The organism is Vibrio sp. AH4, assembly GCF_030710545.1.
GTDB classification, from domain to species: domain Bacteria; phylum Pseudomonadota; class Gammaproteobacteria; order Enterobacterales; family Vibrionaceae; genus Vibrio; species Vibrio metoecus.
Genome location: NZ_JALAIV010000001.1, coordinates 170,796 through 186,741 on the forward strand (window position 1 = coordinate 170,796; position 15,946 = coordinate 186,741).

The window sequence follows — 15,946 nt, forward strand, 5'->3', positions numbered from 1 at the left end:
TACTGAAGCATCACATGCTAGTCTTAGCCCTCAAGCTTTTTAATTCGAGCCGATAATGAAAAATTCCACGCCAATACCTTCTGAGCAAACGCAACAAGAGGCGCAGAAAATCGCCAAAGCCACCCAAAGACCAGGGCAAACCAAAGAGCAGACGAAACTGATTACCCAAGGTATCGAAAAAGGGATTGCACTGTATAAGAAGCAGCAAAAAGAGAAACATCGACAAGCCGATAAACTGCGTAAAAAGGCGTTAAAAGCCAAGCAATCCTCGACGGAGGAAATCCACGAAGCGGATGACTATGTATCGGAGCTAGACGATGTATCTCATACCCATCAAGCCAAACTCGCATGGATATTATTAGTGCTCAGTTGGGTAGGCTTTATCAGTTATTGGTGGTGGCAAAACAGCTGATGTGCACCAACATGATGTGGACAAAGAAAAAGCCAGCGATGCTGGCTTTATGCACAAAATCCTAGACTTTCCGCAATATCTTTTTTTCGTTCAGTCACCCATTGACTGTCAAAGGGCCCCCAGTCTGAGAGCTGGTAGTAGCCATCGTTATGTCGACGACCATCTTGAACAAAATTTAATTCAATGCCGATACCCGGCATGGCTTTAATCACATCTTGAATGGTGCGACGTGGCCAACCCGTTTTTTCGATGAGCTTAGGGACATTGGGTCGCTCAAGGCTTTCCACTAACAAAGCTAAATACAGGCGCCTTGCAAAAACAGGACTCAGTTCCATTGATACCTCCTAAAGTGTGCTGTGCTCATTATTTCCGTTTTACCGTGTTATGTGTTGCGTTTGATCAAGAACTTGCCAATCGATTTATCTTGACGGGGTATTTTTTCTTTGCGTGAAATATCTACATCACACTTTTGTCTCTGCTGCCCCTTCCTGTTAGGATTGAACGCACAATAAGCAAGGTTGCAGCGAGCTACGCTTCGTCTAGCAATCCATTCAGCCCTTCAATAAAAGCAAGGATAAACATGACAAACATTCTGTATGGCATTCCTAACTGCGACACGATTAAAAAAGCACGTAAGTGGCTAGAACAAGAGGGAGTTCCCTATCAGTTTCACGATTATCGTAAAGATGGCATCACACCTGAGCTTATTGCTCGGTTTTGTGATCAGTTAGGTTGGGAACAGGTACTCAATAAACGCGGTACCACCTATCGCCAACTCAGCGATGAACAAAAAGCCACTTTGAATGCCGAGAATGCCGTGGCATTGTTAGTTGACCAACCGGCAATGATTAAACGCCCGATTTTACAGCGCCAAGATACGCTCCATCTTGGCTTTAGCGATACGCAGTACCGCGCTCTTTTCTCTTAATACAAGGATTTCAAGGATGACAGATAGCCCTGTTCTGGCTCTGGCAAAAGATCTCATCAGCCGCCAATCGGTCACACCTGCAGATGCAGGATGCCAAGATGTAATGATTGCGCGCTTAAAAGCGCTTGGGTTCGAAATTGAAAGCATGGTGTTTGAAGACACCACCAATTTTTGGGCTCGCCGCGGTACACAATCTCCTCTGTTTGTTTTTGCAGGCCATACCGATGTGGTGCCTGCTGGCCCTCTAGCGCAGTGGCATACGCCACCGTTTGAACCTACGGTGATTGATGATTTCTTGCACGGACGTGGTGCTGCGGATATGAAAGGCTCACTGGCTTGTATGATTGTCGCGGTTGAGCGCTTCCTCGCGGAGCATCCCGATCATCAAGGTTCTATTGGCTTTTTGATCACCTCTGATGAAGAAGGTCCTTTCATCAACGGCACCGTACGCGTAGTGGAAACTCTCATGGCACGTAACGAGATGATCGATATGTGTATCGTCGGGGAGCCATCTAGCACCCTAGCAGTAGGTGATGTGGTGAAAAATGGCCGCCGTGGTTCTATCACCGGAGATCTCAAAATCAAAGGTACTCAAGGCCATGTGGCCTATCCGCATCTGGCCAATAACCCAGTACACCAAGCGCTACCCGCCTTGGCTGAATTGGCCGCAACTTCATGGGATGAAGGCAACGCGTTTTTCCCACCCACTAGCTTTCAAATCCCGAATTTGCAAGCTGGCACTGGCGCCTCTAACGTGATCCCAGGGGAATTTGATGTGCAATTTAACTTCCGTTTTAGCGCCGAACTCACCGATGAAGAGATCAAACGCCGCGTACATTCGGTTTTGGATGCTCACGGATTGGATTACGACCTGAAATGGACACTCAGTGGTCAACCTTTCTTAACCGATGCTGGTGAACTGCTCGCCGCCGTTGTGGATGCTGTTGAAGAAGTCAACCATCAAGCTCCTGCGCTCCTGACGACCGGCGGAACATCCGATGGTCGCTTTATCGCACAAATGGGGGCGCAAGTTGTGGAGCTCGGTCCCGTTAATGCCACCATTCACAAAGTTAACGAATGTGTGCGGATTACTGATTTGGAAAAATTGACCGACATGTACCAAAAAACCTTAAATCACCTTCTAGGCTAACTATGACGGCAGAGCAGTTGACCGGCCAAATTGGCACCCATTTGGTGTCAGTTTGGGTAGGACAAAAAGCATTTCAGGTTCATCCGCAAGTGAGTGCCGACTTGTTGGCACTCAAACAAGCGGCGCACGATGCTGGATTTAATTTGTGCATTGCGAGTGGTTTTCGCCCTTTTGAACGCCAGTTAACCATCTGGAATCAGAAGATGACGGGCCAAAAGCCGATTTTAGATGAACAAAGCCAACCTTTCGCAGTGGATAGATTAAGCGAGGCAGAAAAAATACTGGCCATTTTACGCTGGTCAGCCTTACCAGGCGCCAGTCGCCATCATTGGGGTACCGATTTTGATGTCTACGACCGAGATGCCTTGCCTGAAAATACGAGTCTACTGCTTGAGCCTTGGGAATACTTAACTGGTCACCAAAGTCAGTTTTTCCTATGGCTAAAGGCTCACCTTGCTGAGTTTGGCTTTTTTCTGCCCTATCAGAACGGTCAAGGGGTTGGTTTTGAGCCTTGGCATATCAGCCATAAAGTAACCGCGCAACAATGCCTTGCGGAGCTTACTGAACCGCGACTGCGTGAACAACTTTCCAAAGCTAACATCGAAGGTCAATCAACGATTCTCACGATGCTGCCGGAGCTTTATCAGCACTTCATTACCAATATTAGTGAGGGATAAAATGGAGATATTGTTTAACCCTTGGGTGATCTCGTTCATTGTGGTGGCGGTGATTGTCGGCAATATTGCGGCGCTGAAATACACAGCCAACATGAAAGTAGGACAAATGGGGAAAAAGAGTGAACTGGATCGATTAAACGAACTGGATAAGCAGCGCAATCCTCAGTCTAAAGATACATCCAAACAAATGACCGAACCCGAAGACAAGCCATAGTCACTGATGAAGTTCAAAAAAGAAGGGATGCCATTGCATCCCTTCTTTTTACTTTGTTATTCGTTTTGAAATGAGGGCATCAAAACGCCCCCTTTCACATTACTTCTTATCCACTACCGCAGAGAGTACAGGAACCATCTCTTTAAGCAGGGCTTCATTAACCGGTTTTCCTGAAGAGTCAGTCACGTTAATCGAAGTACGGTTACCCAAATCGCCAAACAAGAAAGTATACGTCCCTGATTTTAGCTCAATCGGTTTTACGCCAATCTCTTGCCAGAAATCATCATCCGGCGAAGCGTATTTCGCTTTAACGGTACCTTGCGACTGGTTACGTTCTTCAATGGTAAAGCCCATCTTAGGCAGCAACTCGGGTAAACGTTGCCACAACACATCATAAGGTGTACGCGCGATAATCACAGGGAAGCCACTACGGTCTGCTCCCATGGTGATCGGGATCTGCTTCACCAACTCTTGAGCACGACGCGCCGCTTCCGCACGAATGTCGGAATCATAACGAGTGGTCACCAAGTTCGTCATAAAGGCGTTATAGCGCTCTTTATTGGTGGCAGAGACGGTTTGCACTTGGCCATTTTCACGCCAACCAACCAGTGAAATCTTGAAACCGTAACGGTTGTTGTTCTCCACCATCGACATTACGTAGCGGCTACCGATGGTGACATCTTCATCTTCGGAAACCCACTCAACCCAATCCGTTTCAACCATAGAATCGGTTTGCTTACGTAGCGGAATCTTACGCTCAGCGATCATATTCAGTGCAGTTTGCCACACTTTTTGGGCTTCATCTTGGCGCACCATCCACAGCGTTACTTCACCATTTTGGCGTTCTGCGCGAGCACCTGGAATCAACTCCAACACTTGTTGTGGAGGACGAATATCGACCGTACTCCCCACACCACCGAGGAAATCACCTTGGGGAATATCGTAGTTAGGGTAGAACTGTGGCGTGGAACCTTGTGGTAATACCCAAGGCTTAAATTCTGTGGTTTCGAGGTAATCGAAATCGTTTTTGGCTTGGCGTCGCTGCGTCGGGCTGCTGGAGCAAGCACTTAAAACCAAAACAGCCAGTGAACCGAGAACTAGCTGGCGAGAAAACTTCATTGAAACTCCTAAAAATGACCGGGGTTATCAGACCCCGGCATTGTAATAGATAGCGCCTTAATAAATACAGGCTTCAGACAGTGCTTGGGCAACGATTGGACGCGCTTGTTCCGACAGTTGGGTCAAAGGTAGACGCAGATCACCATTTGTGATCAATCCCATTTTGTGGGCAGCCCATTTCACTGGGATTGGGCTGGATTCGATAAACAGATTTTTGTGCAGCGTCATTAAACGTTGATTGATGATTTCTGCTTCTTCAAATTTGCCTTCCAGAGCCAAATGCATCATCTTCGCCATATCGGCAGCGGCGATGTTGTTGGTCACAGAAATCACGCCTTGACCACCAAGTTTCACAAACTCAAGACCCGTTGCGTCATCACCACTGAGCAGCACAAACCCTTTCTTACACATTTCAAGGTGTTTTGCCACGCGGCTGAGATCGCCTGTTGCATCTTTTAAAGCCACAATATTCTTGATTTCAGATAAACGGGCCACCGTTTCTGGACGCATGTCGACTGCCGTACGTCCTGGAACGTTATACAAAATCACAGGAATGTCGGTTTCTTGCGCAATCGCATTATAGTGAAGGAACAGCCCCTCTTGAGTCGGCTTATTGTAGTAGGGCGTGACACTCAAATAACCGGATATGCCGGTGTTATTGAGCAGACGACTGAATGTAACCGCTTCATGCGTTGCATTAGCGCCCGTTCCGGCAATAATCGGAAGTCGGCCTTCAGCAAACTCAACCGTTTTAGCAACCACCTTTACGTGCTCTTCGACCGTCAGCGTGGCGGATTCACCCGTGGTGCCGACAGACACAATCGCATCGGTTCCAGCATCAACATGGAAATCGACTAACTTTTTCAGGCTGATATAGTCGACCTCTCCGTCTGGAGTAAATGGGGTAATTAACGCAACGATACTTCCTGAAAACATGTCTATCTCCCTAATCTGATACTCTCAGCATGGTAATGCATGGCGCTAAAAAAAGACAAGCGGAGAAATGGGCTTAAATCGCCATGCGGATGAATATTGATAAGACGCCCTCATAAAACGGCATCTTGATGAATCGTCTTTATACACAGCGCGGCCGAGTGGGTGTCAAACCACCGTCATTTTCAGGGGCATCGCACGGAAAAACGCGTTTGTTCACGGTTTTTCTATACTTTAACTGTGTTAACATGCCCGAAAAATCATCTTAAAAGTGACAGTATGACCCAGCATCTTGTGATCACCGCCGTGGGCACCGACAGACCCGGCATTTGTAATGAAGTGGTTCGATTGGTTACCCAAGCGGGTTGCAACATCATCGATAGCCGTATTGCTTTGTTTGGAAAGGAGTTTACTCTCCTGATGTTGATCTCCGGATCCCCGAGCAGCATCACTCGCGTTGAGACAACACTCCCCTTGCTAGGTCAACAACATGATCTGATCACTATGATGAAGCGTACTTCACCTCATGATCATCAAAGTCATGCTTATACCGTTGAGGTGTATGTTGAGTCTGACGATAAATTGGGGCTCACGGAAAAGTTCACTCAGTTTTTCGCTCAACGCCAAATCGGCATGGCCTCACTCAGCGCACAAACCATCAGCAAGGAAAAGCTGCACAGTGAGCAAGATCAGTTCCACATTGCGATTGGAGCGCGTGTGGATTCCGGCTGTAATCTGATGCAACTGCAAGAAGAGTTTGATGCCTTGTGTGAAGAACTTGATGTTCAAGGTTCGCTTAATTTTATAAAAAATAGTCAGTAATCAAAGGGATCACTATGAACACACTCACCGCAGGAACTCCAGCGCCAACCTTTTCTCTGCCTGATCAAGATGGCAAGGCGATTTCACTTGCTGATTTCGCAGGTAAAAAAGTGCTGCTTTATTTTTACCCTAAAGCCATGACACCCGGCTGTACCGTTCAAGCCCAAGGTCTGCGTGATGTTCAAACAAAATTGCAGGCACATAATGTGGTCGTACTGGGCGTCAGCATTGATCCGGTAAAACGTCTCGGCAAGTTCATCGAGCGAGATAACCTCAATTTCACACTGCTGTCAGATGAAGATCACCAAGTGGCGGAACAGTTTGGTGTATGGGGCGAGAAAAAATTCATGGGTAAAGTGTTTGATGGTTTGCATCGCATCAGCTTTTTGATCAATGAACAAGGTGTGATTGAACAGGTATTTGATAAATTCAAAACCACCAACCATCATGAAGTTGTGCTGAACTACCTAAACCAAGCGTAATTCGCTTTCTCTGATAACCCACAAGATTATCTAAATTTAAGGCCAGTCAATGACTGGCCTTATTGTTGCGAGAAAAGAGGGTTACACAATAAAGGTATTGAGTACTTTGTCTTGCTCACGCACGTTTTCGGTCTGTACTTGCATTGCCAAGCTAGCCGCTTTGGCTGAATCAGCAACCAGAGTCGAGAGGTCTTTGATTTTGACCGTGTTAGTGTTGATCTCTTCGGCAACCAAACTCTGCTCTTCAGCTGCTGACGCAATCTGCATATTCATATCGCTGATGCGCTGAATCGCGCTGCGGATCCGTTGCAGTGATTCATCGGCACGCTGCGCTTTTTGTACCGCATCATCGGCCGTGTATTTACTTTCATTCATCGCGACCGAAACCGCACTCGCACCACTTTGCAGCTGTTCAATCATGCTGCGAATTTCCGTTGTCGATTGCTGTGTACGCTGTGCTAGGGTACGAACCTCATCCGCAACTACCGCGAAACCGCGGCCGGATTCTCCTGCACGCGCAGCCTCAATCGCCGCGTTTAGTGCCAGTAAGTTAGTTTGGTCTGCAATATCGTTAATCACTTTTAAGATGGTTTCGATGTTACCCGTCGCTACTTCTAGCCCTTTCACCTCTTCTACGGCTTGTTCAATACGTGCTGATAGCGCATCAATCGAACGCGTAGTATCACTTACGACCTTACTGCCATCTTGTGAGGCTTCATCGGCCTCATGAGCCGCCGCCGCCGCCCCTTGAGCATTGTTGGCAACTTCGGTTGCTGTCACGGCCATCTCGTGCATTGCGGTCGCTAACTGCTCTAATTCTTGCAACTGCTGAGACATGGCACTGGCTGATTCATGAGCCCCCTGAACCGTCAGCTCGGTACCATGCATGATCTCGGCGCCAATCCCTTTCAACTGCTGAATACGTTTTTGTAACGTTTCGCTAAATACGTTGAAATCCTTCGCCAATATCGCGAATTCCATATCCGTATTGGTATCTAGGCGTTTGGTTAAATCACCTTGGCCTGAAGCCACATCTTCAATCGCACGGCTTAACGCACCGAGTGGTTTCATCAGCACTTTAATTAAGAAGCTCAGACCGACGATGCTCAGTAATACGCCAATTACGGTATAAATCAGCGAGCTGCGACGTAAATCATTCACCATCGCGAACGCGACAGATTCATCAACCACGGCACCGATATACCAATGTTCTGACGGTACTTGGGCAAACTTAACTAAGTAGTATTTGCCATCAAGCTCAACCCGCTGAGTTCCCTCTTTTAGCTCCACATTCGGCAAGAATTTGCTGAACTTCTCGCCGTTATTTTCAGCATTAGGGTGCGCAATCGTAATACCGTCTGCGGTGGTGATGAACAGATAGCCCGCATCAAACAAGTTAATCGAGTTAACCAGTTGCGCCAATTGTGTAAGTTCAACGTCGTAGAACATGGCACCAATAAAATTGTTCTGTTGATACACGGGCGTGCCGATAGAAATGATGATTTTCTTGGTTGAAATATCTACATACGGCTCTGTAACCGTCAGCTTCCCTTCCCGTTTCGCATCGATATACCAAGGACGCTTGCGGGGGTCATAATCGGAGTTCGGCTCCCAGCCATCATCGTTTTCCACAACCGAGGCATCAGACTCATACCCCAAACCGATCGCTAAAAAGCTGCCTTTTAAATTCGGCGCTTCCAAAACGTTTTTCACAAACGTTTTATTGGTTGGATCAAGTTCCAACACTTCTGTCGTCGATTGGGCTAGCCCCTTTTTACTCGCGAGATCCGACTCTATGGTGTTTTTAACCCCTTTCACCATTTCCATCAAACTATCTTGCACTAATGACTCAATCTCCTCACGCACCGTTGAAAGCTGCTGAAAGGAAAGCAGTGCAATAATACACAGTAATAAAGCCGATGAAGCGGCAACGATCTTCTGACTAAACCTCATAATTCCCAATCCTTCTGTTTCTGGGTTCCAGATAACCGCAGTGCGATAAATAATCTTGATTAACCTGACTTTCTTATAAGTGCTATATCGCCAACCTTCTTTACAAACTTTAGTCTGAATTTTTAGTTTTGGGCTGCAAGACAAGAAAAAACCAGCATTACGCTGGTTTTTTCTTTACGAATAACTCTCTTTGTTCGGCTCTTCATCGATACTAGGAAGGGCTTTCCATACCGCTTTGACTAAGGTTGCGAGTGGAATGGCAAAAAATACTCCCCAAAATCCCCACAATCCGCCAAATACCAGTACAGCGATAATAATGGCAACGGGATGCAAGTTAACCGCTTCAGAAAACAGGACGGGAACTAACACGTTGCCATCCAGAGCTTGGATAATGCCGTAAGCGATCAGCAGAGTATAAAACGGTGGCGTTAGCCCCCACTGAAACAGGGCAACAATCGCCACAGGTACAGTCACGGCCGCCGCACCAATATAGGGAATCAACACGGAGAGACCAACCGCGACCGCTAACAGCACGGAGTAACGCAGATCTAGAATCGCGAAAGTGATGTAACTCACTGTTCCCACAATCACAATTTCCAACACTTTTCCACGAATGTAGTTAGAAATTTGTTGGTTCATTTCTTCCCATACTTTAGTGGCGAGCTTACGGTTGCGCGGCAGAATACCGCTTGCCATGCGCAGCATCTCTTGTTTATCTTTCAACAAGAAGAACACCAAAAGTGGTACCAGAATTAAATAAACCCCTAATGTTGCCAAACTCACTAAAGACGCTAACGAACCTTTCACGACGGTTTCGCCCATACCAAGCACTTTGTTTTTCGCATTGTTGATCACCGACTCCACGATCTCTAAATGCGCCAGTTCTGGAAAACGCTCAGGCAGAGTAGTGATGAACTTTTGCGTACCGTTGTACATGTTCGGAACATCATTGATTAAGTTGCCCACTTGCTTCCATATTGTCGGAACCAATCCAAATACCGCCAGAATCATCAAGCCAGTAAAGACGGTAATCACAATGATCACCGCTAAGGTACGAGGAATACGTAAACGGCGCAGTTGAGTAACAGGCCACTCAAGCAAATAAGCCAGCACAATTGCAACCAATAGCGGTGCAATTAGATGCCCAAAGAAATAGATGGTAATAAAACCAAACAGTAAAATCGCTACCAAACTGGCAGCATGTGGATCGGAGAAGCGTCGTTTATACCAACGACTGACCATTTCAAACATTAAACGAAGTCTCCTTACTCACCATGAGCGAACAATGATCGTGTTTTTGAGTACGCTGACATTGTACTGGCTGTTGAGCCATATATTGTTCAATGTCACGTAATGAGGCGGGATCGGCAATCAAAATGGTCAGCGCTTCACAGGGTAACAGTGCTGCAGTTGCCCGTTTAGCCAGCAATAATGCCAGAGGGCAACGTTGCTCCCGCAAATCGAGAATAATCGGTTCCATTCTGCCGCTTAATCCTTAATATAGGTGGCACATTGTATCGGCTTTCGGTCAGGGTTACACCTATTGTGCGTTCGCAGGTGGCGGATTTTGACAGGAAATTCACTACAGGATAGTCAGCTTGAGAAACCAATTGGGTTCGACTGTGTCTTACTGGCAGATAAACTCGGAGTATTCACCGCCATTATGAAATTGTTCCCGACTCGCACTCTGTTATGTTTGTGCATTGCTGCGCAATGTCTCCCTACGGTTGCACAAACGGAAGCGATCGAACTGCCTGATATCGGCACCGTCGCAGGTTCCACCTTGACCATAGATCAAGAGCTGATTTATGGCGATGCCTACATGCGCATGCTGCGCAATAATCAACCGGTGATCAATGATCCGGTACTGAATGAGTACATTGACAGTTTGGGGCATCAATTAGTCGCGAATGCCAATGATGTCAAAACCCCCTTCACTTTCTTCTTAATCCGCGATCGCAACATCAACGCTTTTGCGTTTTTTGGCGGTTACGTAGCTCTGCATTCAGGGCTGTTTCTACATGCACAAAGTGAAAGTGAACTGGCTTCGGTCATGGCGCACGAAATTGCCCACGTAACCCAGCGTCACCTCGCCCGAAGTATGGAAGAGCAAGCACGCCGTTCACCGGCGACCATTGCGGCTCTGGCGGGCTCTTTGCTACTTGCGATTGCCGCCCCAGAAGCCGGGATTGCTGCGATCAACGCCACGATGGCAGGTACTATTCAAGGGCAAATTAACTACACGCGCAGTAATGAAAAAGAAGCCGACCGATTCGGCATCGCAACCTTAGCCAAAGCGGGATTTGATGCCAATGCGATGCCACTGTTTTTTAGCCGCTTAGCGGATGAATATCGTTATGCCAGTAAGCCGCCACCGATGCTGCTGACGCACCCGTTACCGGAAGATCGCATCACAGATAGTCGTGAACGTGCACGACAATATCCACCGCTCAAGCTCGCCCCTCATCTGGATTACCACTTGGCGCGCGCACGAATCATCGCTCGTTATGCAGGGATTGAGGCAGATGCCGCTTTAGATTGGTTTGCTCGTACGGAGAAAAAAATCGATCCGACACTGCAACCTTCTATCCTCTATGGTAAAGCGTTGGTCTATCTCGATCAGAAACAGTTTGATAAAGCAGAACCTCTGCTCACTCAACTCATTAAAGAGCAGCCCGATAATCATTTTTATCTCGATGCGATCAGTGATCTTTATCTTGGCACTCAGCAAGCCGTTAAAGCACAAAATTTACTGGAAAACGCACTAAAACGAACCCCAAACAATTCGGTATTAACCATTAACTATGCCAATGTGCTGCTTAAGCAAGATAAGTTCGATGAGGCGATTCGTATTTTACAGCGTTATACCCATGACAACCCCAATGATATCAATGGTTGGCAATTACTCTCTGAGGCAAATAGCCGCTTAGGAAATAGCGCCGAAGACTTGGCGGCTCGTGGTGAAATCATGGCGCTGCAGGCAAATTGGAACAAAGCGATTCAGTTTTATACCCAAGCAAGCCAACTGGTTGAACTCGGTAGCCTCGCTCAGGCCCGTTATGATGCGCGCATTGATCAATTAATGGTTCAGCGTGAACGCTTTTTATCCCTCCAATAATAAAATCTGATTAAGGAGAATCCATGTCAGTCGTGATTTATCACAACCCAAAATGCTCAAAAAGTCGTGAAACTTTAGCCTTGCTCGAAAGCCAAGGCATCACACCTCAAGTCATTAAATATTTGGAAGAATCCCCTTCCGTTGCGCAGCTTAAATGCCTATATCAACAATTAGGGCTGAGCGATGTTCGGGGGATGATGCGTTGTAAAGAAGATTTGTACAAAGAGCTGAATCTAGGCAATAGCCAACTCAGTGATGATGATCTGTTTGCAGCAATGGCTGAACACCCGAAACTGATTGAGCGCCCGATTGTGGTCTGTAACAACCAAGCTCGACATGGCCGACCACCCGAGCAAGTACTCGAAATCCTATGATTTCGGTTGTTGTTCTTTATTACAGTCGGCATGGCAGCACCCTAGCCCTTGCACGCCAGATCGCTCGTGGTATTGAATCGGTCACCGGCTGCCATGCTTTACTGCGTACCGTTCCTGAGTGGGATGAAAACGAGCCCGCAAGCGATCCTTACCTTACTTTGGAAGAGCTAAAACAGTGTGATGGATTAGCCTTTGGTAGCCCAGTTTGGTTTGGCAATATGGCGGCTCCCTTAAAGCACTTCTGGGATCAAACTACTCCACTTTGGCTCAGTGGCGCACTGATCGATAAACCGGCTTGTGTCTTTACGTCCTCCGCCACTTTGCATGGTGGGCAAGAAACTACCCAACAAAGTATGATGCTGCCCTTGTTGCATCACGGTATGTTGATCTTAGGAATTCCCTACTCAGAGCCGGCTTTGCACACAACTCAATCTGGCGGAACACCTTATGGTGCTAGCCATGTTCATCAACAAAAATCGCTTTCACCGGAAGAGGCCGAGCTGGCTCGCCAGTTAGGAAAACGCCTCGCCAATGTGGCCAAACAGTTAAAAGGATCCGTATGACCACACCTAACATGCAACCTCGTACTGCGTTTTATCGCTGGTTGGCACTCAGTGCGAATCTGGGGTTACTGGTTTGGATTGTCTTGTGGCAATTGAAACTCTCTCCCCATCCCCATCTCAATGCCATCGCATTAGCGGTCGGTTGGGTGATCCCTCTGCTACTCCCTCTTTGGGGTATCCTCAAAGGCAAACCTTATACCCATGCATGGGCGAACTTCGTGCTGATGCTCTATTTCTTGCACGCCCTAACCTTGTTGTATGTAGATGGTGGTGAGCGTTGGCTAGCATTGATTGAGCTTGTACTAACCTTCACCGCCTTCATTGGTAATACACTTTATGCACGCTTACGCGGTCAAGAACTGGGGTTAAAACTCACCAAGCTGTCAGAGGTTGAAAAGCAGGAAAAATCACGTTTTGACCACCCATGATCTTTTTGCTCATTGAGGGCTAATCGCCCATAACGATACCGCTGGTTTGCCCTCCCCCAACGTGGATAAAAAAATAGCGCCTCTGTTGGCGCTATTTTTTCGATACGATTTTTGATGACTTAACCTTGCCAAGAAAAATACAGCGTAGTGGATAAAGCCGGTTGAGGAGCGACTGCAGACTCTTGGTTTTCATTCAATGAGCCTTCGGTTGGCGCCTCTGAAGTGAAATTATCGGTTGCAGAAACATCATCTTGCGGCGCTTCCATTCGAACCACTTGCCCCATTCTCACCACTTCATTCGCAAACTCATCAACACTCGCCAACAAGTGCACTTTAAACGTCACTTCTGTTCCCTGAATTTTCAGAATATCCAGAGAAGCAACGGAGCTTAAACGCTTAAGTTTGTTTTCAACCACAAAAAAATCTTGCGCACTATCGAGTGGACCAAATTGGGCAAGCACAGATTGTGAGGATTCACTACTCACCACCACCGCGCTCTTGCTTGCATAGTAATCACTGATTTCATCAATCATCTCACTGGCCGCTTGCTCACCAGAAGCTTGACCCGAGATAGGAGATTTGGGCTGAGCCACCATGCTGTTCGCCGCTTGATCAAACAACGTCCAGCGAACATCGGAACCTTGAACACGCACCACTAAGACCGCATCGGTTGGATAACGTTGGCTCGCCGCACTGATCGGGTTAATAAAGCCACCCCATAAATCGGAAACTTGTACCCCGGTGACATCATCAAAATCACCGACCGGAACGGTCAGTGGTAAACCACGCACACGTGCACGGTTTTTCATTTGGTTCAGCACTGGTGTATCAGCGTGTTCCCAGCTAATGCTGCGATCATAATTAGCCTCTTCCACCAGCCATACCAACAGGTTGCTGCGGCTTTCTGGCCAAAATGGTAATTGAGCTTGAGTTAACAAAGAGCGTATGTGTGGCGCACTAAATTGCAAACGCAGCACAGATTGTGTGCCTTGCTGCTGAGTGCTGATCTGCGTGATGTATTGGTTATTTTGGCGCAGTGCTTTTTGCACCGCATCATTCTTAAGGGAATCTTGGCTGCCTGTCGCACGCACAATTACCTCTTCCATACCACGTACACGAGCAGTGGCATCCGCGTTATTTTGTTGGGGATCAATCGCAACTTCTGCTTGATACAAATTGACTCGAGTGAGGGCGAATGCGGGAAACGTGAGCAATCCCATCATCAACACAGCTAAATAGCGCATACCATACCTACATTCTGTTTACTGAACGACGATGATAAGCAACTATCCTGAGTTCAGCAAGGCAAGAGGTTACAGGAGTACGTCAGAATTTGTGCGACGCGATCCACGTCGTTTTTATGATTGACTAATAAACCTGTCATTTTTTGATCTCATTCCGCTCGCAATCGATTGCAGAAGTGATAGAATCCCGCGAATTTTTATTTAGTTCAGGGAAAATACGATGAAAAATGCCATACAAGGCGCGCAAATGCTGTTTGTTGCATTCGGCGCGTTGGTTCTGGTCCCACTGCTAACGGGACTCGATCCAAACGTAGCACTGTTCGGTGCTGGTTTAGGAACTCTGCTTTTCCAATTGATTACCCGCCGCTCAGTCCCCATCTTTCTCGCCTCTTCTTTTGCTTTTATTGCTCCTATCATGTTCGGCATCCAAACTTGGGGTATTCCTGCCACCATGGGGGGATTGATGGCAGCCGGTGCGGTGTATATCGTTCTCGGTGGCATCATCAAGGTGCGTGGTGTAGAAATCATCCATAAGCTGTTGCCTCCTGTTGTAGTGGGTCCGGTTATCATGGTGATTGGTTTGGGGCTTGCGCCAGCGGCAGTCAACATGGCGCTGGGTAAAACAGGGGACGGTTCCGTCCAACTGGTTGACCCACAAGCAGCACTGTGGATTTCTTGCCTTTCACTTTTGGTGACGGTGGTTTTCAGTGTCTTCGCGAAAGGCTTTTTCAAGCTAGTACCGATTCTCGCGGGCATCATCACGGGTTATGTACTGTCACTCGCACTCGGAGTCGTGAGCTTTGCCGCCGTAGAACAAGCCGCTTGGCTGGCGCTGCCAAACTTTACTTTCCCTGAGTTTAATATCAACGCCATTCTGTTTATGATCCCAGTCGCGATCGCCCCTGCGGTTGAACACGTGGGTGATATGCTGGCGATCTCCAACGTCACCAACAAAGATTACCTGAAGAAACCGGGCTTACACCGCACGATTGCGGGTGACGGAGTCGCCACTATCGCGGCAACCATGCTCGGTGCGCCACCCAATACCACTTACAGTGAAGTCACTGGTGCGGTGATGCTGACTCGTGCATTCAATCCAGCCATCATGACTTGGGCTGCCATCACCGCGATTGTGCTGGCTTTGGTCGGTAAACTCGGCGCACTGCTGCAAACCATCCCTGTACCAGTCATGGGCGGGATCATGATCCTACTGTTTGGCTCCATCGCAACCGTGGGTTTGAACACGCTGATCAAAAATCATGTGGACCTACACAAATCACGCAACCTCGTGATTGTCGCGGTAACACTGGTCTTTGGTATTGGTGGCATGGCATTCGGCGTCGGTGATTTCAGCCTACAAGGCGTGAGCTTGTGCGGTATTGTCGCGATTGTCCTGAATCTCGTTTTGCCTAAGGATTTGGGTGAAAGCCACGTGGTGGATAATGCGCAGATGGAAGAAGAAGCGCGTCATTAATCTCGTGATGGTTAACTCCCCTTACTACTTGAGCTTCAAGTCTTAAGGGGATAAA

The 15,946-nt window shown here is 47.6% G+C and carries 19 protein-coding genes; 12 read left to right on the forward strand and 7 right to left on the reverse strand.

Annotation, left to right across the window (positions count from 1 at the left end; translation table 11 throughout):
- The first annotated feature begins 55 nt into the window (after positions 1-55).
- Complete coding sequence (locus MKA69_RS00840; RefSeq protein WP_000798563.1) at positions 56-412, forward strand: DUF2956 domain-containing protein; 357 nt, start codon at positions 56-58, stop codon at positions 410-412.
- 47 nt (positions 413-459) lie between these two features.
- On the opposite strand, the gene MKA69_RS00845 is transcribed toward MKA69_RS00840, so the two are convergent.
- A complete protein-coding gene (locus tag MKA69_RS00845; RefSeq protein WP_000423625.1) occupies positions 460-747 on the reverse strand; it encodes a helix-turn-helix domain-containing protein in 288 nt (95 codons plus the stop codon).
- Positions 748-992: 245 nt separating this feature from the next.
- Between MKA69_RS00845 and MKA69_RS00850 the strand changes: the two genes are divergently transcribed.
- From MKA69_RS00850 to MKA69_RS00865, 4 genes are read left to right on the forward strand one after another with little or no spacing between them, the layout of a single operon-like run.
- Positions 993-1,340 (forward strand): ArsC family reductase, encoded by a 348-nt coding sequence (locus MKA69_RS00850; RefSeq protein WP_000181825.1) that lies wholly within the window; start codon positions 993-995, stop codon positions 1,338-1,340.
- A gap of 16 nt (positions 1,341-1,356) precedes the next feature.
- On the forward strand, positions 1,357-2,490 hold the full coding sequence (dapE, locus tag MKA69_RS00855; protein ID WP_305847363.1) for a succinyl-diaminopimelate desuccinylase: 1,134 nt from the start codon (positions 1,357-1,359) through the stop codon (positions 2,488-2,490).
- A gap of 2 nt (positions 2,491-2,492) precedes the next feature.
- Complete coding sequence (locus MKA69_RS00860) at positions 2,493-3,167, forward strand: M15 family metallopeptidase (RefSeq protein ID WP_305847364.1); 675 nt, start codon at positions 2,493-2,495, stop codon at positions 3,165-3,167.
- Position 3,168: 1 nt separating this feature from the next.
- Complete coding sequence (locus MKA69_RS00865; protein ID WP_305847365.1) at positions 3,169-3,381, forward strand: DUF2897 family protein; 213 nt, start codon at positions 3,169-3,171, stop codon at positions 3,379-3,381.
- Between the two features lie 99 nt (positions 3,382-3,480).
- On the opposite strand, the gene bamC is transcribed toward MKA69_RS00865, so the two are convergent.
- Positions 3,481-4,500 carry an outer membrane protein assembly factor BamC gene (gene bamC / locus MKA69_RS00870; RefSeq protein WP_000672774.1) on the reverse strand — a complete coding sequence of 340 codons (1,020 nt, stop codon included), beginning with the start codon at positions 4,498-4,500 and terminating at the stop codon, positions 3,481-3,483.
- Positions 4,501-4,557: 57 nt separating this feature from the next.
- On the reverse strand, positions 4,558-5,436 hold the full coding sequence (gene dapA / locus MKA69_RS00875) for a 4-hydroxy-tetrahydrodipicolinate synthase (RefSeq protein ID WP_000491217.1): 879 nt from the start codon (positions 5,434-5,436) through the stop codon (positions 4,558-4,560).
- A gap of 276 nt (positions 5,437-5,712) precedes the next feature.
- Here dapA and MKA69_RS00880 point away from each other — a divergent pair, with 276 nt between their 5' ends.
- Positions 5,713-6,255 (forward strand): glycine cleavage system protein R, encoded by a 543-nt coding sequence (locus MKA69_RS00880; RefSeq protein WP_000191993.1) that lies wholly within the window; start codon positions 5,713-5,715, stop codon positions 6,253-6,255.
- Between the two features lie 14 nt (positions 6,256-6,269).
- Positions 6,270-6,737 carry a thioredoxin-dependent thiol peroxidase gene (gene bcp, locus MKA69_RS00885; protein ID WP_055028004.1) on the forward strand — a complete coding sequence of 156 codons (468 nt, stop codon included), beginning with the start codon at positions 6,270-6,272 and terminating at the stop codon, positions 6,735-6,737.
- 81 nt (positions 6,738-6,818) lie between these two features.
- Here the strand turns inward: bcp and MKA69_RS00890 are convergent, their stop codons facing one another.
- From MKA69_RS00890 to MKA69_RS00900, 3 genes are all read right to left on the reverse strand, one after another.
- Positions 6,819-8,690, reverse strand: a complete 1,872-nt coding sequence (locus MKA69_RS00890) for a methyl-accepting chemotaxis protein (protein WP_305847366.1) — start codon at positions 8,688-8,690, stop codon at positions 6,819-6,821.
- 174 nt (positions 8,691-8,864) lie between these two features.
- Positions 8,865-9,941 (reverse strand): AI-2E family transporter, encoded by a 1,077-nt coding sequence (locus MKA69_RS00895; protein WP_000462615.1) that lies wholly within the window; start codon positions 9,939-9,941, stop codon positions 8,865-8,867.
- Positions 9,934-10,170: a sulfurtransferase TusA family protein gene (locus MKA69_RS00900; protein ID WP_000433300.1), complete on the reverse strand. Its 237-nt coding sequence runs from the start codon at positions 10,168-10,170 to the stop codon at positions 9,934-9,936. Before MKA69_RS00900 ends, MKA69_RS00895 begins: the two co-directional genes overlap by 8 nt.
- Before the next feature lie 183 nt (positions 10,171-10,353).
- Between MKA69_RS00900 and MKA69_RS00905 the strand changes: the two genes are divergently transcribed.
- The 4 genes from MKA69_RS00905 to MKA69_RS00920 are packed head-to-tail and all read left to right on the forward strand — an operon-like array spanning position 10,354 to position 13,173.
- Entirely contained in the window at positions 10,354-11,808 is a 1,455-nt protein-coding gene (locus tag MKA69_RS00905; protein WP_305848213.1) for a M48 family metallopeptidase, read from the forward strand.
- A gap of 23 nt (positions 11,809-11,831) precedes the next feature.
- A complete protein-coding gene (arsC, locus tag MKA69_RS00910) occupies positions 11,832-12,182 on the forward strand; it encodes an arsenate reductase (glutaredoxin) (RefSeq protein ID WP_055031763.1) in 351 nt (116 codons plus the stop codon).
- The gene (wrbA, locus tag MKA69_RS00915; protein WP_055035409.1) at positions 12,179-12,745 is read left to right on the forward strand and encodes an NAD(P)H:quinone oxidoreductase; all 567 of its coding nucleotides are present in this window, start codon (positions 12,179-12,181) and stop codon (positions 12,743-12,745) included. Before arsC ends, wrbA begins: the two co-directional genes overlap by 4 nt.
- An 11-nt stretch (positions 12,746-12,756) precedes the next feature.
- A complete protein-coding gene (locus tag MKA69_RS00920) occupies positions 12,757-13,173 on the forward strand; it encodes a DUF2069 domain-containing protein (protein WP_050418637.1) in 417 nt (138 codons plus the stop codon).
- Positions 13,174-13,292: 119 nt separating this feature from the next.
- Here the strand turns inward: MKA69_RS00920 and MKA69_RS00925 are convergent, their stop codons facing one another.
- Entirely contained in the window at positions 13,293-14,417 is a 1,125-nt protein-coding gene (locus MKA69_RS00925) for a DUF2066 domain-containing protein (protein WP_001269688.1), read from the reverse strand.
- A gap of 220 nt (positions 14,418-14,637) precedes the next feature.
- Here MKA69_RS00925 and MKA69_RS00930 point away from each other — a divergent pair, with 220 nt between their 5' ends.
- On the forward strand, positions 14,638-15,891 hold the full coding sequence (locus MKA69_RS00930; RefSeq protein WP_000786154.1) for a uracil-xanthine permease family protein: 1,254 nt from the start codon (positions 14,638-14,640) through the stop codon (positions 15,889-15,891).
- The last annotated feature ends 55 nt before the right edge of the window (positions 15,892-15,946 follow it).